At 46.8% G+C, this 18,838-nt stretch carries 13 protein-coding genes, 1 pseudogene and 1 riboswitch; of the genes and pseudogenes, 7 read left to right on the top strand and 7 right to left on the bottom strand.

The features are described from left to right. Positions 1 to 66: 66 nt before the first annotated feature. The 3 genes from NYR52_RS04370 to NYR52_RS04360 all read left to right on the top strand — a co-directional run bounded on the left by NYR52_RS04370 (position 67) and on the right by NYR52_RS04360 (position 5,945). Positions 67 to 1,902 (top strand): ATP-dependent nuclease, encoded by a 1,836-nt coding sequence (locus NYR52_RS04370; RefSeq protein WP_132219809.1) that lies wholly within the window; start codon positions 67 to 69, stop codon positions 1,900 to 1,902. Then, the gene (locus NYR52_RS04365) at positions 1,899 to 3,764 is read left to right on the top strand and encodes an ATP-dependent helicase (RefSeq protein WP_132219808.1); all 1,866 of its coding nucleotides are present in this window, start codon (positions 1,899 to 1,901) and stop codon (positions 3,762 to 3,764) included. The genes NYR52_RS04370 and NYR52_RS04365 overlap by 4 nt, the downstream gene beginning before the upstream one ends. 657 nt (positions 3,765 to 4,421) lie before the next feature. Further along, positions 4,422 to 4,531, top strand: a riboswitch (SAM riboswitch). A 94-nt stretch (positions 4,532 to 4,625) separates the two neighbouring features. Beyond that, positions 4,626 to 5,945 (top strand): Na+/H+ antiporter NhaC family protein, encoded by a 1,320-nt coding sequence (locus tag NYR52_RS04360; protein WP_132219807.1) that lies wholly within the window; start codon positions 4,626 to 4,628, stop codon positions 5,943 to 5,945. A gap of 53 nt (positions 5,946 to 5,998) precedes the next feature. Here the strand turns inward: NYR52_RS04360 and NYR52_RS04355 are convergent, their stop codons facing one another. Further along, positions 5,999 to 7,321: a 6-phospho-beta-glucosidase gene (locus NYR52_RS04355; protein ID WP_259436384.1), complete on the bottom strand. Its 1,323-nt coding sequence runs from the start codon at positions 7,319 to 7,321 to the stop codon at positions 5,999 to 6,001. Between the two features lie 416 nt (positions 7,322 to 7,737). Here NYR52_RS04355 and NYR52_RS04350 point away from each other — a divergent pair, with 416 nt between their 5' ends. Continuing rightward, entirely contained in the window at positions 7,738 to 9,129 is a 1,392-nt protein-coding gene (locus tag NYR52_RS04350; protein ID WP_259436383.1) for a S8 family peptidase, read from the top strand. Between the two features lie 168 nt (positions 9,130 to 9,297). Here the strand turns inward: NYR52_RS04350 and NYR52_RS04345 are convergent, their stop codons facing one another. Both NYR52_RS04345 and NYR52_RS16665 read right to left on the bottom strand, forming a co-directional pair. Then, positions 9,298 to 10,080, bottom strand: a complete 783-nt coding sequence (locus tag NYR52_RS04345) for a class I SAM-dependent methyltransferase (RefSeq protein ID WP_259436382.1) — start codon at positions 10,078 to 10,080, stop codon at positions 9,298 to 9,300. Positions 10,081 to 10,438: 358 nt separating this feature from the next. Further along, entirely contained in the window at positions 10,439 to 10,573 is a 135-nt protein-coding gene (locus NYR52_RS16665; RefSeq protein ID WP_310795330.1) for a hypothetical protein, read from the bottom strand. A 521-nt stretch (positions 10,574 to 11,094) separates the two neighbouring features. Between NYR52_RS16665 and NYR52_RS04335 the strand changes: the two genes are divergently transcribed. Beyond that, positions 11,095 to 12,027: a CobW family GTP-binding protein gene (locus NYR52_RS04335; protein WP_259436381.1), complete on the top strand. Its 933-nt coding sequence runs from the start codon at positions 11,095 to 11,097 to the stop codon at positions 12,025 to 12,027. Positions 12,028 to 12,124: 97 nt separating this feature from the next. Here NYR52_RS04335 and NYR52_RS04330 read toward each other — a convergent pair whose 3' ends face one another. Both NYR52_RS04330 and NYR52_RS04325 read right to left on the bottom strand, forming a co-directional pair. Continuing rightward, positions 12,125 to 12,544, bottom strand: coding sequence for a YugN family protein (locus NYR52_RS04330; protein WP_259436380.1), 420 nt, complete (start codon positions 12,542 to 12,544; stop codon positions 12,125 to 12,127). A gap of 88 nt (positions 12,545 to 12,632) precedes the next feature. After that, on the bottom strand, positions 12,633 to 13,043 hold the full coding sequence (locus NYR52_RS04325; RefSeq protein WP_259436379.1) for a DoxX family protein: 411 nt from the start codon (positions 13,041 to 13,043) through the stop codon (positions 12,633 to 12,635). 1,382 nt (positions 13,044 to 14,425) lie between these two features. Here NYR52_RS04325 and NYR52_RS04320 point away from each other — a divergent pair. After that, the gene (locus tag NYR52_RS04320) at positions 14,426 to 14,941 is read left to right on the top strand and encodes a DinB family protein (protein ID WP_259436378.1); all 516 of its coding nucleotides are present in this window, start codon (positions 14,426 to 14,428) and stop codon (positions 14,939 to 14,941) included. Positions 14,942 to 14,968: 27 nt separating this feature from the next. Here NYR52_RS04320 and helD read toward each other — a convergent pair whose 3' ends face one another. Continuing rightward, complete coding sequence (gene helD / locus NYR52_RS04315; protein ID WP_259436377.1) at positions 14,969 to 17,302, bottom strand: RNA polymerase recycling motor HelD; 2,334 nt, start codon at positions 17,300 to 17,302, stop codon at positions 14,969 to 14,971. A gap of 206 nt (positions 17,303 to 17,508) precedes the next feature. Here helD and NYR52_RS04310 point away from each other — a divergent pair. Continuing rightward, positions 17,509 to 18,093 (top strand): annotated as a pseudogene (locus NYR52_RS04310) (IS701 family transposase); the annotation flags it as partial. 122 nt (positions 18,094 to 18,215) lie between these two features. On the opposite strand, the gene NYR52_RS04305 reads toward NYR52_RS04310, so the two are convergent. Further along, complete coding sequence (locus NYR52_RS04305) at positions 18,216 to 18,833, bottom strand: LysE/ArgO family amino acid transporter (RefSeq protein WP_022738361.1); 618 nt, start codon at positions 18,831 to 18,833, stop codon at positions 18,216 to 18,218. Between the last annotated feature and the right edge of the window lie 5 nt (positions 18,834 to 18,838).

Genomic DNA, 18,838 nt, shown 5'->3' with positions numbered 1-18,838 from the left:
AACTCCAACCAATCATATATCAGACAACAATTTTTAGACAATCTTATTAGAACATGGAGGTAACAAATGAGAATTAAAGATCTGCGAATAAGCAACTTTCGAAATTTCAAAGATGAAATTCGAATCGTACCGCAAAAAATTAATGGCCACGATATCGTAGTGCTCATTGGGGAAAACAATGCTGGTAAATCCAATGTGTTGTCAATTTTGCATATGCTCTTTAATCCAGAGAGATCAATCAGAACATTGGAATTTGAGGAAACGGACTTTTATGACTTAAACAAGCCCATTAAAGTAGAAGTTGTACTGGAGGATCTTAGCGAAGAGCTCTGCGCAGAGTTTATTGGCCTGGTCGATGCCGAGCAAGTGGGAGGACAAAACAAATATTCTCTCTCACTTAAATTTTCCGTTATTTATGATAAAAACACACGGGAAGCTGAGCCGTCGTTGGTATATGCACGCCAGCCAGATCGTTTAGTTTCGTTTGGGGAGAAGAAACTGATCTCGTTCTTTTTTCAGGATGCAATGCGCGATTACAGGGCTATCAAACCCAATAAAGGTAGCTTATTCGGTCGTATCTTAAATCAAATCAATCTTACTGAGCAGGAGGAAGCTATATTATCCAAACTCAATGAAGCGAGTGATTCCTTAAAAAATAACCCTGAAATTGTGGAATTCACAAATGTCGTTGCTGACATCACCAAGCAAATAATAGACTTGCCAAGGATCGATGATCTTTTGCGCCTTACCATTGCAACATCAACTGCTGTGGATGTAAAAAAATACATTCAAATGCAACTTAAACATCACGCAGCTGACAAATACCTCGATGTTGATCAACTAGGTTTAGGGCTTCAAAGCGTACTCACTGTCAGCATATTTAGAGCCTTTGCAGGCATTGGAAAATTACGGGAAGGGATATTTGCCATTGATGAACCTGAATCTCACCTTTATCCGCATGCCCAGCGCAAAATGTACAGGGAAATCTTGCAATTATCCCGCACAAGGCAAGTGTTTGTTGCCACTCATTCGCCCTCATTAATTGAGCTTATTAATCCAAGGCAAATTTGTTTAATGCGAAAGGATGCACAAGGAACATCAACCAGCGTGCAATTGCCCCAGAATTTCCCCGAAGAGTTTGTATCCTCTTACGAAAAACACCTTGATGTTGGAAAAGCGGATGCTTTTTTTTCCAAAGCAGTCTTGTTGACGGAAGGGCCAACTGAGCAAGGGTTATTTCCTGAATTGGGACTTTCTCTTATTTATAAGGACAGTAACTATGACTTGGATCGTATTGGTGTATCCGTGATTAACGCTGGTGGAAAAACAAACATAAAAGCATTTATCAGGCTTTTAAATAATTTCGGTATCCCATGTGTCACCGTGATTGATTACGATTCTAAGGATAAAAACCACGAAAAAGAGTTAAAGGAAATCAAAGAGATCTGCCCCAATGTTTATGAATTACCACGGAAACCTAATATGGGAGACATTGAGGGATATGTTTGTGACAATGTACCGATTGATAAGTTAATAATGTTCTTGGAGGAAGTACTTTCTCCAGAAAGGAAAGAAGATCTTTTTTCAGATCTCAAAGGGGCAATAAAAAAAGCTGATGTGGAGAAGTCCAACGAGCTACGTGATATGCGAAAAAACAACAAAAGTTTAGAGGAAGCGATTCCAATATTAAATGAAGTTATTACCCATACCTCTGAGGTTGAGTCGAAAATAAGAGAAACATTGGCGAATTCTTTTCGAAAAATAAAGGGTAGGACAACAGGAAGACTGATCGGGGAGAAGTTCAGTGATCATTTTACTGAAAAATTTATCGAAAACACACTCGACGCCGTTATACAGCTAGCAGGATATTGGGATGATATTGAAGGAGAGCAAGAAAGATGAAAAGTCTTGAGGGATTAAACGAAGAGCAAATTGAAGCGGTAGAAACAATAGACCGAAATACCATAGTTTTCGCGGGTCCGGGTACAGGAAAAACCCGTATTATAACCCAAAGAATCGCCTATTTGTTCGAAAGAGACTTGGTTCCACCATCTCGGAAGGTACTAGCAATAACGTTTACCAATAAAGCAGCAAACGAGATGAGATCAAGAGTGCAGAATCTTGGAATCGACAGTCGTCGTATTCGTTTGGGAACATTCCACAATTTATGCCAGTCCGTGCTTAGGGCATATGGAGATAAAATAGAGGTTCCGCGAGATTTTACTTTTGTGTCTCCTGCACAAAAAAATAAGCTAATCCTTTCTGTTTTAAGGAATAATAATGTAAGAAATATGAGAGAAAACGCATTCGCTAACTGGATTAGCAAATTGAAGAATTCATCTGTTGATTATGGAGAATATTTAAGGAAAACCGAAAAAACAAAAACCATAGGTCTTACGTCCGCCGCAGTCGAGTATGAGACACGTTTGCGCGAAAATAATATGATTGACTTTGATGACGCTATATTACTTACGGTAACACTATTAAAAAATCATTCCGAACTGTTATGGTTATATCATAACGCCTTCCCTTATCTGCTGATTGACGAGATGCAGGACACCAATCGTATGCAACTTGAGCTTATTCGCTTATTAGGCGAAGGTGCAAGAAATGTAATGGCTGTAGCGGACGATGATCAATCCATATACGGATGGCGGGGGGCTCTTCCGACAGTTATTGGTGAATACATTGAGCAGTTGAATGCACATAGTATTACACTGGTTCGTAATTATCGCTCGCCTCAGATTATCTTGGACGCGGCAAACTCGCTAATAGAGCACAACGATAAAAGAGAAAAAAAGACTCTTTTAGGCCGTGAGACGGAGCCTGATGACTGTTTGGAGATAAAAGGCTTCACCACAGCCATCCAAGAAGCTGAATGGGTAGCCGATAAGATAAAAGAGATTCACAAGGAGGGGATTGAATATAAGAAAATAATTGTACTTTATCGAAGCAGGCACCCTGGACTTAAGATTGTCGATGATATGTTTATCCAAAAAGAGATACCGTTCCGTCATTTCGGAAAGAATTTCAACAAGGTGGAGCTCTTTTCTGATCTGATGAAGGAATCATTAAAATTGATAGTAGAGCCTTCAAATGACTTAATTCTGGAATCGATTTTGGAGTCGCTGATTCCTCGCTATTCAAAGCTTTACCGCTCTAATAAAACAGTAAATCATTACGAGGAGCTTATTGAGGGTAAGTTGTCGGTTACAAAGCTTACCGAAATCACACCAGAGGATGAGATGGATGACGCGGTAAAGCAGTTTGCGAAATTCTGTGCAGAGTACAATCACACACAAAGCTATCTCAAGATATATAATGATTTGTACGACTTATTGAAGATTAGTACCTTGCTTTTGCTTGAAAAGAACGACGCTTATGAACAAAGTAGGCATCTAGAATTGTTGAAAGAGAAAATGATAAAATCTCGATCAAGAAACATCATCGATTTGGTTGGCGAGCTTGATCTCCAAGATGAATCTAACTATATAGAAAATTCGATTGATGAAGTTGGCATTTCCACGTTCCACGCGGCCAAGGGTTTGGAATATAAGGCTGTGTTTATTATTGCCCTAGAGGACGACATTGTTCCCGCAAGGTATGATGAGGCTGAAGAGAGGCGTGGACTTTATGTCGCAATGACTCGTTCAGAAAGCAAATTGTACATGTCTTATGCACAGCAACGCGACAGACAAAGAAAACAACCAAGTCGCTTTTTTGAAGAAATAGATGTAAAGAGATTTGCCCACAAAATCCGCTGAATATGTGCTTGATGATGAATAACTATAAGGGTGTAATATATTATACTTGATTGTCATTGAAGTTTTTACACGACAAAAATAACTAGCTTAATTTGCCGAAAATATTATATCTTACTTCCCTTATTTTGATTCTCGAATAATATCTTGGCATTAACACTGTTATTCCACAAAGGTTCATGCTCTACCTCAGCATCCGATCTAATTTTTGTCATTTTAGGGCGCACTATTTATTTAAATGAAACACAATTATCTAGAATTATGGTATTCATTAAAGAATTGTACGTGACTTAAGCCAGTACTAAAACTGTCATGCCACTAACATAAACTCGTAATGCTGGCCGAGGCTCTCTACTGCCATAGGGAGCCTTTTTCAATTGTTTACTAGGGCAAACTATCCGCAAGTTCTTTTACTCCTTCGATTTCATCCACATTCCCTGTACGATCACTGACTTGATTAACCCACCCCGTGTTTTTCCCCTATAAGCCGCAACTCATCCAATATCTGGCGTAGATGTCCTGTCAATTGTGAATCCCCCCTTTCAACCAAAACCTGACAACCAACAAATCGTTGACATTTACATATAATCATTTTACTATGGCATAGGGAAATCGACACGCAGTTAGTATGCATGTAAAAACGGAATAATGAAGATCGTCTTCTTATCAAGAGAGGCGGAGGGACTGGCCCTGGGAAACCTCGGCAACGGACTCTTCTCATGGAGAGTGCTGTGCCAAATCCAGCAAGCGATAAGCTTGGCAGATAAGAAGAGTGCGCTTATAACCATAAGACCTCTTCTTCCTGTTGTGTGTAGAAGGGGTCTTTTCAGTTTTCCGTTCAAACCACAGAAAGGGGTTATAAGCATGAAACAAGCCAATCCATGGGCATTGTTGCCCTTTGTCATATTCCTGGCCTTGTTCGCCGGCGCCGGACTTGTAACCGGGGACTTCACCAAATTCCCCGTGTTGGTCGCCGTCCTGATCGCGTCCGGTGTGGCATTTCTGATGAACCGTTCCTTATCCTTAAACGAAAAAACGGCGCTTTTCTGCCGTGGAGCAGGACACGACAACATTATCTTGATGGTGATCATTTTTCTGCTCTCCGGCGCTTTTTCGGCAGTAGCCAAAGGGATGGGAGCTGTCGACGCCACCGTCAACTTAGCTCTTTCCATTCTGCCGCAAAACCTGCTGATCGTCGGTATGTTTGTGATTGCCTGCTTTATCTCCCTGTCGATGGGAACTTCCATGGGGACGATTGTAGCTCTGGCGCCCATCGGTGTCGGCATCAGCGGACAGACAGACATTCCGGTGGCATTGGCCATTGCGGCCGTGATCGGTGGTGCTATGTTCGGGGATAATTTGTCCGTCATTTCCGACACAACCATCGCCGCAGTCAACTCGCAAAACATCAATATGAAAGATAAGTTCAAAGTGAACTTTTTCATCGTGTTGCCCGCCGCACTGGTCACCGTAGCCTTCCTCACCTTCTTAACATTGGGCGGACAAAGTCATGTCGCCACCGACCAAGTGGTGTGGGTTAAAACGTTGCCTTACTTGGCTGTATTGATCGCAGCGTTGGCCGGCGTCAATGTGCTGCTCGTATTGACGGGCGGGATTGTGTTTGCCGGAGCGATCGGTCTGGTGGACGGTTCATACACCGTGATGAGCTTCATCAAAGAGATCGGCAACGGATTTGCCGGAATGCAAGAACTCTCTATTTTGGTTCTCCTGATCGGGGGCATGGTGGAATTAATCCGTCACTATGGCGGCATTGACTTCTTGTTGCAGGCGATCACCCGCAATATCCGTTCGAAAAAAGGCGCTGAATTCGGCATTGCCGGTTTGGTTTCGGCCACCAATCTGGCCATCGCCAACAATACCATCTCCATCATCATTGCCGGGCCACTGGCCAAAGAAATCGCTGAACGATATGAGATCGACCGCCGCAAATCAGCCAGTTTGTTGGATATTTTCTCTTGTTGCATCCAGGGCTTGATCCCCTATGGCCCACAACTGCTCGTGGCCGCGGGTGTGGCTTCGATCTCCCCGCTGTCCATCTTACAGTACAATGTTTATCCGCTGTTGATCGGCGTCTGCGCATCTATCTCCATTTTGATCGGCTATCCACGCGCCAAAGGAGCTCAACCCGCTGTACAAAAAACAACATTGCCGGCCAACCAATAATATTTACCCCACCTCATGACGAAGGTGGGGTTTTCTTTTGGTTTGAACCTTCCTCAATCACCAAAGAAACGCGGCAAATAAGCCCGATGCGCCTCCAACAACTCATCCAAGATCTGTTTGGCAATCGCATCCGAAGGCACCAACGGATTGATGACCATCGCCAACAACGCAGTACGATAATCGCCTGACACTGCGGCTTCGACAGTGACGCGTTCAAATGATTTGATCTGTTGTACCAATCCGCGGACGGCAACCGGCAACTCACCCATCACGAGTGGGCGTGGCCCTTCTTTGGTGATGACGCAACTCACTTCCACCGCTGACTCATCAGGGATGCCGGCAATCGCCCCCTGATTGCGGGTGTTAACTACCTGAATGTCCCGCTTATCCGTGTAGATGGAACGCATCAACTGCACCGCCGCTTCACTGTAATAGGCACCGCCACGCCCCTCCAATTGCTTCGGTTTGACGTTCAGATTAGGATCTTGGTACAACGCAAACAGTTCATCCTCCAGCCGTTTGACCACCTCCGCCCGGGTGCCGGTTTGTGCTGCTTCTCGCTTCATCGCAGCCAGCATGGTGCGCGGTTGATAATAATACCGATGATAACCGCAAGGAATCACCCCTAGCGCTTCCACAAACTCCGGCACCCACTCGACACCAGTCAATTGGCGGATCATCTGTCCATCTTCGCCACGCCCGGCCAGCATAGCAATCACCCGGCTAGAAATGTCTTCTCCATCAAGGGCGGTCTTTAAACCGTAGGACATGTGATTCAAACCGGCGAAGTCGATGCGCACCCGTGCTGGCTCCACATTGAGCGCCGCGGCGATCCCTCTGCTGATGCTGATCGGGCCGTTGCACAAGCCGATCACTTTGTTGATCCGGCTATGCCGCAACACCGCTTCTGTCACAATCCCCGCCGGATTGGTAAAGTTGATCAGCCAAGCCTCCGGACACAATTCCTCCATCTCTTCGCAAATGTCCAGGATTACCGGAATGGTGCGCAAGGCTTTAAACAGACCGCCGGGCCCATTGGTCTCTTGTCCGATCACATCATATTTTAAAGGAATCGTCTCATCTTTGATCCGTGCCGCCAACCCGCCCACCCGAAACTGGGTGATGACGAAAGCAGCTTCTTTGAGTGCCGCTTGGCGATCCAATGTCCAATGAATCGTTATTGGCGCTCCCGCTTTGGACACCATGCGCTGGGCTAGACGCCCAATAATAGTAAGCTTTTCTTTCCCTTCTTCCACATCTACCAGCCAAACCTCGTTCACCGGCAACTCATGTTGCCCCTTGATGAGCCCATCAATCAGCTCCGGCGTGTAGCTTGAACCCCCGCCGATTACCGCGATCTTCAGCCCATTACGCATACAGCAGCATCCCCTTTCATCCGCTTCATATTTCTTCTCAGAGTCATCCCACTTGCCTTTGGCCAACCAACTAAATTAATCAATCTTACAATCTATTCAAATAATAGATAAATTTAATTATTTGATATAAAATTAAATATATTACGATATCAGCAATTTTTTTAGGGGGGTGAGAAGCCAAGTTTTCAATACACCTAACAACACCACTATGCCCGCAGGCTACTGCATGAAGAAGTCGTAAATAAGCTGTAAAAACTTTTTTGATCGGCTCCAAAACCACTTTCTCATTCGCTTCACGTATGACGAGGCGCTCCTCGAGAAAAGGTTTTTCCGCCGCTTCTTCCCTGCCAACTTGCTTTGCCAGACACACTCCAGTGTTTCATCACCGTGAATCCACATCAGAGAGAGGGAACATCATGAGAAAAAATAGGTTCAAATGGCTGTCGCTGTCAACCGCCGTCTTGCTGTGCGCGTCCGTCCTCACCATCATGGGCGGCGGCCAATCTTCGGTTACGGCGAATGAATCAAACCCGCACCAAAAACGGGTTGTTGTCAAACTCAAAGATCACCTCGTCCCATCCTATCAAGATGGCGTGGAAAAAGCGATCCGTGCGAAAGATAAAACCAATTCCCTGCCCAACTTGAAAATGGAGCGCTTGTTCCGTTCCATCGAGCCGAACCGCTTGCACAACATGATCCATGCCAAGCAGGCGCGACCCGATCTGATGCAATATTATGCGGTAACGGTTCCCAAAGGGATGGATGCCGAGCAATTAGCCAAGCAGTATGAACGTTCTTCCTTGGTGGAATTGGCTTATGTCGAAGGCACCCAAGTGCAACCGCCGGCAGTCACTCCCCAAGACGACCCTCGCTCGGGCAACCAAGGATATCTGAAACCGGCCCCGGAAGGAATAGACGCTCATTTCGCTTGGACCAAAGCCGGCGGGGACGGCAGTGGCATCACTTTTGTCGATTTGGAGCAAGGGTGGGAATTGAACCATGAAGATCTGGCCGCCAAAAGAATCCAGCTGATCTCCGGGGTGAACAAAGCGTACCACAGCCATGGCACCGCCGTGCTGGGTGAAGTGGTGGCGGTGGATAATACCATCGGCGATATCGGCATCACTCCCAACGCTACGGCCAAAGTCGTGTCACAGTGGCGCACCCAATCCACATACAGCACCGCGGACGCTATTTTGAGCGCGGTCAATACCATGAAGCCAGGAGATGTGTTGCTGTTGGAAGCTCAAACAACCGCGCCAGGCTACAATACGTATTTGCCCGTGGAAGTGGAGCCGGCTGTCTTTGACGCCATTCGCACGGGAACGGATCGAGGCATTACGATCGTTGAAGCGGCCGGCAACGGCGCCAATGACTTGGACGCTTATAAGGATAGTCAGGGAAAATACGTGTTAAACCGCAACAGTCCCGATTTCCGTGATTCGGGAGCAATCATGGTGGGCGCCGCCAGCTCCGGCACCGTGCACAAGCGCTTGTCATTCTCCAACTACGGCAGCCGCATTGATTGCTACGGTTGGGGGGAAAACATTGATACCACCTATGGCAACCTGGGTGAGACCAACCGTTATACCACCAGTTTCAATGGAACTTCCGGCGCTTCACCCATTGTGGCCGGTGCAGCTGTCGCCGTACAAGGGGCTGCTTATGCCAAATATCAGAGTTATTACTCCCCGGCCACCTTGCGGAGTATCCTGAGCAATCCTCAGTTTGGTACGCCATCAGCCAATCCGTCTACTGACAAGATCGGCGTAATGCCTGACTTGAGAAAAATCTTATATTCTTTCTAACTCAATGAATATGACCCCTTAACAAGGGGTGATTAATGACAAACCCCTGGATCTTTTCATGAGAAAAGGGCCAGGGGTTGTATTGATCTTTATTTCAATTCATTACGACAAAAAAGCTGTTGTCCGGTTGACGGATTTGCCTGATGGTTGTAATTCGTTGACAGGCAATTATTCCTTTTTGGCCACCCAAATCGTCCAATAATCTTGTTCGACAATTTCCTGTGTACTGCGATTGCTCAAGCGTTCGCTTATATACTGAACGAGATATTCCAATTCCGGATCTGACAGTTCGTGCAAAATGGACCGACCTGTTCTCGCTAATAGATCGTTCTTTAGTTCTTCAAGATCGGTGTAAGTTTTTCTTGTCTCACATAATGGATGTTCATCAACGGATCGAAAACCCACCTTTAGCAAAGCTTCTTTAACTGCTTTGCCATCATGCCTTCGTTCGGCTTCTATGTCGATAAGTCTTGGGTATACTTCGAAGAAATACCCTCGAATATGATTCTCACTCGGTGGTTGCAATGCATTCTCGATGGTGCGATTCTGCACGATGAAAATGCCGCCGGGTTTCAATAACCTGTAAGTCTCACGGAAACACGATTCCAAGTCCGACAGATGGTGAATGAGTGCCCTTGCCAAGATCACATCATACGTTGAACTTGGCAGGTTCGTATCAAGTGCATCCCCTACGACAAAGGCAATTTGGGGATAGTCCTTGCAGTTTTCTGTGGCGCCTTTGATCATCTCCTTAGAAAAATCAATTCCGGTAACATGTTTTGCGCCCATCTGGGCAAACGCCTTGCAGTAAATCCCGCCACCGCACCCCATATCCAAAACGCGTTTGCCTTTCACATCCACGATATTTTGGATGGTGGATATCCAGGATAAGTAAGCCTGACGTGCAGCATATGTGAAACGGTTGTTCTTAGAATGAAAGTCAATCGGCATGAAACACTCCTCCTCGAGCGGCTCTGTATGAAAACACAGACGAAACAAAGTTTATAAGGCTCACGCCTCCATTTTCTGCGAAAAAAAACAGTTTTCTGACCTTTAAAATACGTTCGTGGTCTAGCATGCTCTTTCCTTTGGGGTAATGGGAAGCTTTGTATTGCAATGATTTTTGGAGTAATCTATGGAGTGTTCTATTTCATTGTCAGTTTTTTGCCTCTTCCCGGCTGATGTGAATTTATGGTTTCTGTTTCTATCCATTTAATGTTTCACTCTCTACGTCCTTTGCCCTTGATGTTATCTTCTTATTCCGACAACTTTTCTACCTTTGTCAGCTGTCTCATCCCTTAACAAGGGGTCACTTTTTCTTTCCAAGCGGCGCAACCTCACTTCTAACAAACTTTCCGTCTACCAAGATGTGGCGAACATACTCCTCAAACCCTTCCCCCGTCCACACCCGCTTGAGCAACGCTGGCGCATGCTCCGGACTCACATCGCGAAACCACGTCCCTTGGGGATAAGCGATGACAACACAAGCGCCTTGGCAACGCCCATTGCATCTCGTCCGTGACGTATGTATTTGTCATTTTAGTCCCAGGCGGGAGATTTCTGCACGAATCGCCTGCGTCACCTCTTCCCCTTGCCGTTTATATGCAACTTCCACCATTACAGATCAGGAGATGATGTTGCAACTCCGAAAAATCCCATGTGCTCACTCAATCACCTTTTCGCACCAACTTAATAAGAATGATTATGATTTAACCAACAACCTCTATCTTTCTTTTTATCGCAATTACATTATAACTTTGTAATTAATCCTATCTCAACAAAACATTATCAATTATCATTCACATAGATATCAGAACAAGTTATGATAAACCTAATTTGACGCGGCGAAAGCGTGTCAGGCAAATCACGTAGACATATGCAAAGCGGCCGACATTGAAGCCGCCCGGCATATTGAAGAGCATGCCCTTAGTCACGCGTCTCGTCTTGGTTGAGGTGAAATAAAACATGACCACAAAGCCAGTAGAAATCTATATTTTAAGCGGATTTCTGGGTAGCGGTAAAACCACGCTCCTTACCCGGCTGTTGGCCTGGGAAAAAGAGCGCAACCGCCAAGTGGCCGTATTGATGAACGAGATTGGCAACATCTCCGTCGATTCGCGCCTCCTGCCACCGGACACCCCATTGAAGGAGTTGTTAAACGGCTGCATCTGTTGCACGATCCAAGCGCAACTGTCGCATCAACTGCTGAGTTTGTGCCAACAGCATGCGCCTGACGCCATCTATATCGAGGCGACCGGAGCGGCCCATCCCATTGAAGTGCTGGAAGCTTGCATCACGCCACTGATGGCTAAACAACTCAAAATGTGCAAAATCGTCACCACCTTGGACTTGCCCCGCTGGCGTGACCGGGATCGGCTCAGCTTACGGGTGAAACGCCTGATGGAGGAGCAGGTGCGGTTTACCGACTTTTTGATCATCAACAAAGCCAGTGATGTCACCGAGGGTGAACGCGAGCGCCTGACTACTGACCTCACCCGCATCAACAGCACCGCGCCCCAGATCGTAACCGATTTTGCGCGATTTGACTTACCGCTCCTTTATGACGCAGTCGGCACACACACCTCGTTTTACCGCACAGAAACACACCAACCGGCGCATGCCGCGGAACACTTGCGCGTCCGCGCCTTCTCCTACACATGGGACAAACCGATCGACCGCAACAAGTTTGAAGCGTGGCTCCGCACAACGCCAGACACACTATACCGGGCAAAAGGGTATCTGCGCTTTCACGATCAGCCCCAGCAAACCATGTTGTTTCAATACGCTTACGGCATGCCGATGTTTACGGAAGAGCCATTTCCCTATCCCAGCACCGTGGTTTTCATCGGCGAAGACTTGCCTGAAACTGAATTAAAAGCACAATTGGCCAAGCTCTAAGGCCAGCTTCCAAACGCGGGACACCCTCGTGCACAACGCACAAAGGCAGGGCGGAAGTTCTGTTCCGTCCTGCCTTTGTTTTCTTACACGCTTTGCACTAGGTAAACAGTGACTCCAACCGAGCAACCTTCTGGCGAGCCCGGTCCACCCACTGCGGTGCGATATCAGCCGCTTCTGTGGGAATCGGCTTGCTAAACTGATTGACAAGCGCACTGACCACGCCGCTGTCACCGACCGGATCATTGCCGGTGCGAAACTCATGCTTGATGACAAACGGTTTACCCAAGTCCACCACCGTATCCCCGCGCCCCATCTCAATGTCGCCCGACACGGCGTACACTGGCACGCGCAAGTAATAACGGTGGCCATGTTCCGCTTCCTCATCTAAGGCATAGTCAAAATAGCCATGGTCATATTGATGCCCGCCACCGAGCACAAACCCTTCCGGAGCCAAAATCTGCTCCACCTTCCCCAACGTCAGCCGAATGCCCTCAATGGTTGAATCAATCGGTATCATGGATGAGTCTCCTATCTGCGCATATTTCTCATCCTAGTATGCGCGGAAACCGCATGCCTCATCCATCTACTAAAGGAAACATGCCGTTTTAGCTAAAATGTTCTTCTTTGTCAAAGAAACGGTCCAATGCCCACCGGCCACCCCCAGTGAGAAGCAAGGACACCGAGATCGCCAACAGCGCCAGATCAAACTCATATCCGGCCACTTCCTCATTTCCCACAAAACCAACAGACCATTTAACCGTCACAATCGCACCCACCATCACACAGGCAAACAAAAACGCGACCACCCGCGTACCCAGACCGAGAATCATCGCCGCGCCGCCCACCAACTCAATCACGGACACCGCGTACCCCAGGAACCCGGGAAGCCCCATCCCTGCAAACATCCCTGCCACGGCATCCAAGCCCATGGTAAACTTCATAATCCCGTGCACCATAAACGTCACACCGAGCACAATCCTCAAAATCAACACACTCACTGCTGTATTCAAACGCATGTGATACATCCTTTCTCAAATGGATATAGGACATAAAAAATTCAATTAAATTACTTAATGTAAGTTAGCATAAAATAGTAATAGATGGTTGTCAAGCAAATGGGTTAAACCATCCGCCTGTGGAGGGATGAGCAGTTAATGTCTGACTGTATACAGTGAGAAACCCCGCCGGCTGAAATCCCTTTCCTTATTGTATAACAATTCAGATATTTAAGGTTGGATTTATTTTGCAAAGATCGCTGGGAGGATCTTCTTCATTGGGATCATCGATTGATGTGTGGTGCGATGTAAGTGGTCAGGGAACAGGAAAGTTTTAATACAATTATGGATTTAACTAAACCGTTCGGGGACAAAAGTGATCCAGATAATGATGAGCTATTTCAATACCACTACGGTTCCAACTAAACAGGCGTATGCAGCCTTTCCCGAGATCGAATCATGGAATTTCAATACCACTATGGTTCCAACTAAACCCGTATGTGAACGCCAGTCATCTCAAGCACTTTCATTATAGCAAAAGCCGAAAATGTCTGTGAACCTCTGATAATGCAAAAACCCCGGGAGGTTCACAGACTTTTTAGCGAGTGAAAGCGTCTCTAAGAAGCGGCTCCAAAACCATATCTCATTCGCTTCACTCACACATCGGCGCTCCTTGAGAAAAGGTTTTTCCGCCGCTTTACTTCTTTCATAAAATCACCATTACAAATCAATGGAAGCAAAAGCATTGTATTTAATGGCTGAATGTTATGATAAGATGAAAGAAGAAAAAGAATTTACTGATTCGACCAATCTTTTGTTCTTCCTGTTGAAAGAACTAAACTTTAAGGAGGACGAGGATGACATCTTTGACGTTTGCTAAATTTTCCAACAGCAGATACGGTGATGATGATACAGATACAGATTGAGTGAACCTGCACCAAGCAAGGGCTTGGTGTTTTTTATGTATATAACATGATCCAACCCCACCTATTTACAATGCACACACCCAAAAAGAGGACATTTCATGCTCGATGCATAATTCCTTGCGACAAACCGACGAAATATAGGTTACAAAACGCACATTTTGTTACGCTGATAAATATAATCTTGCATAACACCCATTAAACCACCTCATTCATGACATTCAAACACGCGAATCGTTATTTAACCAACCCGCTATCAAAAGATAGTGGAACATGAGAAAGGTTTTTATAAACCTAAAGAAGAATAGTCCATATGTGCAGACGGCCATCGGCGGAACCTCCTTTTTCCCTAGAAGTGAAGAGAATGGAATACGGCGTTGGCCTGCGGACCCTTAAGCAGGCGGGGCGGCTCATCGCTTACAACCTGCACGATGAGAAGACACCAACATTTAAAAACGGCACAAAGGAGCCAGATCTTTTATGAATGAAAACACACGACAGCTCTACGATTATCATACCTGGGCTAATGCAAAGATGTTTGAACATTTGAAAGAGTTGCCCACTGACCTCTACCGCCGGGAGTTTGAGACGGGATTCTCTTCTCTGTCAAAGGTGTTGGCACACATGTATGCGGCTGATCAGATTTGGTTTGGCATCATGTCTGGCGGCGACATGATGTCGGTGCTGGCGATGGGGGAAACTTTTCAAGAGCAGGCTGAAGCGGCTGGCATGGCTGAGCTGGAAACGATGTTTGTGGCGTTGAGCCAGCAGTATCGCGCATTTTTTGAACGTCAAGGCGATCTGACTCAATCCATCGTGCTTGAACATGCTCATATCGGGAGAATGGAAACCCCACTCTATGAATTGGTGCAACATACTGTCAATCATGACACCTATCACCGTGGCAACATCATGACCATGTTGCAACAATTGGGGCATACATTCACCTCGATGGACTATATTTATTATCTGCATGCCAAAGCAACAAACGGATAGCGGCTTCTTCGCCACTATCCGTTTGTTTCACATCCAGGTAAATTTGTTTGGGTCCACTTGGGCCAAAAACGGGGAAACTTCTCCCTGCACATAGAGGAATAGCCGGTGCATGGCCCGTGTGCAAGCCGTGTACAAACGTTTCCGGTCGCTTTCTCTGCTGTAATTCTCCTGCGAAAAGTTGTAAATCACCACCGCGTCAAATTCAATGCCTTTGGCCAGGTACACCGGAAGGATCACCACGCCGGATGCCAACTCCTGGTCTTCTTTATCAACCAAAGTGATCGGCACATGCCCTTGCAGCCTCGCATACGTTTGCACGCATTCTTGATGGCTTTTGCAAATGACGGCCAGCGATTCATATCCCTCAGCTCGGATGGCTGCGATATCTTCATGCAGTTTGCGCGCTAAATCCTCCGGTGCTGCCAACTTCCGCACCACTGGCAACGGCCCTTCCCGATTAAACGGCGTCACGGGTTTAGCATCAGTCAGCAATTCACGGGTAAACGCGACGATTTGCGAAGTGGATCGATAACTACGGTTCATCTCGTATTGCTGGGCTTCTCCTTCAGCAAATAAGCTTGTCATCTGCTCCAAACCTGATTGACGCGTTTGGTGCGGCAAGATGGCTTGGTTCCAATCCCCCAAGACCGTCAGCTTGGCCATCGGAAACAGAGTCCGCATCACTTGCAATTGGAACGGCGAATAATCTTGCGCCTCATCGATCAGCACATACCGGATATCCATATACCGGCGGACGCCGTGAATCAATTCCTGCAAATACAAAAGAGGCGTAATATCCTCATAGGGAATGGTGCCTTCTTGAAAACGGCGTCGCGTATAAGCGCAAATTTCCGGCCAATCCGTAGGGATGTCCTCCCTTTTCGCAGACCGCTCCACCATGCCTTCTACAAAGAGCTGTTGATACACGCCATATACATCAACAAACGCGAGCTGCTTTACCTGTTTGCGAAGCGGCGCGAACCGCTGACGAACCACTTTCTTGCGCAAAGTCGACTCTGCTTTGTGGTGCTCTCCCGGATCAGCATCGCCCCAGATGCTGGACTTGTACGCCCGATAATAATCTTCCTTTTCGAGGAATTCGACTTCCTCTCCTACCCAATCGTCCCAGATGCATTGTTCCGCCAGCCGCTCCAATTCATCTAACAACCAGGCGCGCATCATCTGCACCCGGCTGGCTAATTTGGCATCGGGGGCATGTGTGTAAAATCGCTCTTCCATCTGTTCACGGGAAACCAGCACCCGGCCGTTTAGCATGATATCCCGAAATTGCATACCGTCTTGCTCCAACCATTGTTTGTACCCTTGCAACAAGTGGAAAAAGCAAATAGAAGACTTATACCGAATCCCACTCATGCGGGCGGGTAGCGCTGGATCAGATTCATGGGTGAGCACATGTTCCAGCTGGTCAAATGCGTCTTCGATGTGAAACGCATTTCCCAACCGGTGTTCCGCATACTTTTGAAACGTCGTCTGCTTGATATTTTCTTCACCCAACTCCGGCAAAACATTGGAGACATAGCTCATAAAGACCGGATTGGGCGAAAACAGAAGCACTTGCGAGTGGGACAGCCAAGAGCGGTGCTTATAGAGCAAATAAGCGATCCGTTGCAGGGCGACCGATGTTTTGCCGCTTCCCGCAGCCCCTTGCACAAACACCGCCTTGCTGCGGTCGTCGCGAATGATGCGGTTCTGCTCCGCCTGGATCGTCGCGACGATATTTTTCATCTGTGTGTCGGAGCGTTGACCCAACACTTCTTTGAGAATGGTATCGCCGATCACTGCGCCCATGTCAAATGCCGATAACAGCTTGCCGTCTTTAATCAGGTATTGCCGTTTTAAGTGCATGGTTCCCTGAACCGTCCCCATCGGCGTCTCATATTCAACCGGCCCCGGCATCCCGTCATAATACATGTTAGCAATTGGGGCCCGCCAATCGTAAACCAAATGGGCATCCGTCTTTTCATCAAAATACGAAGCGATGCCGATGTAAATCTCTTCCGTGTCGGTTTCTCCCGCTTCGGTGAAATCCACCCGGCCAAAATACGGCGATTTCACCATGCGCTTCAGCACATGAAAGCGGCGGCGATCCCGCTCTTGTCTTCGTTCTTGTTCAGACATCACCCGCGCTTGCTGGGTGATACTCGCCACCGTTTCCAAGGCGTCCTCCGCAGTGGCCATGTTTACGGTCACATCTTCCCAAAATTCCCCACGCCAGACGCGCAAATCTTCACCTTGGGTAGATAGCTGCTTGCTCAGCTCGGAGATCGCCTCATTCATTTCTGTGAGCACATGTTGTAAACGCCGTTCTTCCAATTGCCATTCCTCTTTGCCTATGGACATCCTATCCACCGCCTGTATTTGCCGAGGCGCATCTTTTCTCAACCCACTTTTCCAGACGCTCCCCGGTCTCAATCTACAAATCAAGGTTTTCACAACAAGTTCGCTAAAACCCATACGCTTCCTTCTAGTACTATAGTTGTAATTTTTTGAACTTAGTATAATATAAAGATAATGAATTCACTACAACTAGCTGATGAGGATTTTTTATGGACTTTCAAATGGATGAACAACTTGTTGAACATAATGGAATAGATGCTTTGAACTGGTCTGCTGAATTTGAAGCATTAGCCAACCGGATTGGTAAACAGTTTCCACGTGTGGAAGAGCGGCAACGTTGTCGCGCTTATCTATTGGGATTGCTGAGTTCTGTTGAACGAAAAAACGGTTGGCAATTAGCTGAGTATACGGGTGTCTCGACTCCATACGGCATTCAGCATTTGCTGGGAAGAGCGCGATGGGACGCTGAAGCCGTTCGCGATGACTTGCAACAATATATGTAAGAACATTTATCTCATCCTGAGGCGGTTGTAGTAATAGACGAAACGGGTTTTCTTAAAAAAGGTCAGAAGTCTGTAGGAGTTCAACGTCAATATAGCGGAACCGCTGGTCGGATTGAAAATTGTCAAATGGGAGTATGCTTAAGTTATGCCAGTCCAAAAGGAGCCACCTTGATTGACCGTAGTCTCTATCTTCCTAAAGCTTGGATAGAAGATCCACAACGTTGTGAAAAAGCTGGGGTACCAAATGATACAGAATTTTATACCAAACCTCAACTTGCACGCCAGATGTTGCTCAGCTGTCCGTAGTGGCCCCGACCTGCAGCAAGATTACACGGAATGATACTTGAACAAAGCGCCAACATCATCGTTGGCGCGTTTGCTGGACTGAAAGACGGTGAATAACAATTATTTTTTTATGTTCCGCTTATGAGATTGGCGATTAAGTAGACCGCCACACCCCAGATGATCAGGGCGGAGATTTTGTTGATGACGCCCAAGACCCTGCCGGATGAATCCAACTGTCCAACCAGTTTCCCACACAGGGCCAGTCCAAAAAACCATATCCATGAAACGGCTACACAGGCGAGGCTAAACACCCATTTCTCCATACCCTCATATTGGATGGAACTGGTTCCAATGACCCCGATCGTATCAAGGATCGCATGGGGATTCAACAAGGAAACGGAAGCGGCAAAGGAGATTTGTTGCTTGGTGGACATCCGTTCCGCTTGGCCCCCGACTGGATTGGGTTTAGACTTCCATACGGTCCAACCCATATAGAGCAGGAACAGGATCCCCACCGAGAATAAAATGAGTTGGAGCCATTCGATGGTGAGAATGATGACAGAAACGCCCAACACCGCCAAAGAAATGAGCAACGTATCACAAATCGATGCGGTGAGGATGACTGGCAAGGCCCGGAAGAAGCGGGGTTGGGTTGCGCCTTGGTTAAATACGAACACGTTTTGCGCGCCCAACGGCAAAATAAGGCCGAACGCGAGAATCATGCCATGGATCAATGCTTGAATCATAGGTG

The sequence above is a fragment of the Laceyella sacchari genome (genome assembly GCF_024927925.1).
Classification (GTDB): Bacteria; Bacillota; Bacilli; order Thermoactinomycetales; family Thermoactinomycetaceae; genus Laceyella; species Laceyella sacchari.
The sequence above is the reverse complement of the archived record's forward strand: the minus strand, read 5'-3'. Positions and strand labels throughout refer to the sequence as shown.

Bases quoted from the DNA above. Each gene is read 5' to 3' on its own strand.
- NYR52_RS04320 (WP_259436378.1), top strand. From the start codon at position 14,426: ATGAATGAAAACACACGACAGCTCTACGATTATCATACCTGGGCTAAT.
- NYR52_RS04335 (WP_259436381.1), top strand. From the start codon at position 11,095: ATGACCACAAAGCCAGTAGAAATCTATATTTTAAGCGGATTTCTGGGT.
- NYR52_RS04365 (WP_132219808.1), top strand. From the start codon at position 1,899: ATGAAAAGTCTTGAGGGATTAAACGAAGAGCAAATTGAAGCGGTAGAA.
- NYR52_RS04325 (WP_259436379.1), bottom strand. From the start codon at position 13,043: ATGCGTTTGAATACAGCAGTGAGTGTGTTGATTTTGAGGATTGTGCTC.
- NYR52_RS04350 (WP_259436383.1), top strand. From the start codon at position 7,738: ATGAGAAAAAATAGGTTCAAATGGCTGTCGCTGTCAACCGCCGTCTTG.
- NYR52_RS04360 (WP_132219807.1), top strand. From the start codon at position 4,626: ATGAAACAAGCCAATCCATGGGCATTGTTGCCCTTTGTCATATTCCTG.
- NYR52_RS04345 (WP_259436382.1), bottom strand. From the start codon at position 10,080: ATGCCGATTGACTTTCATTCTAAGAACAACCGTTTCACATATGCTGCA.
- NYR52_RS04330 (WP_259436380.1), bottom strand. From the start codon at position 12,544: ATGATACCGATTGATTCAACCATTGAGGGCATTCGGCTGACGTTGGGG.
- NYR52_RS04370 (WP_132219809.1), top strand. From the start codon at position 67: ATGAGAATTAAAGATCTGCGAATAAGCAACTTTCGAAATTTCAAAGAT.
- NYR52_RS04355 (WP_259436384.1), bottom strand. From the start codon at position 7,321: ATGCGTAATGGGCTGAAGATCGCGGTAATCGGCGGGGGTTCAAGCTAC.
- NYR52_RS04305 (WP_022738361.1), bottom strand. From the start codon at position 18,833: ATGATTCAAGCATTGATCCATGGCATGATTCTCGCGTTCGGCCTTATT.
- helD (WP_259436377.1), bottom strand. From the start codon at position 17,302: ATGTCCATAGGCAAAGAGGAATGGCAATTGGAAGAACGGCGTTTACAA.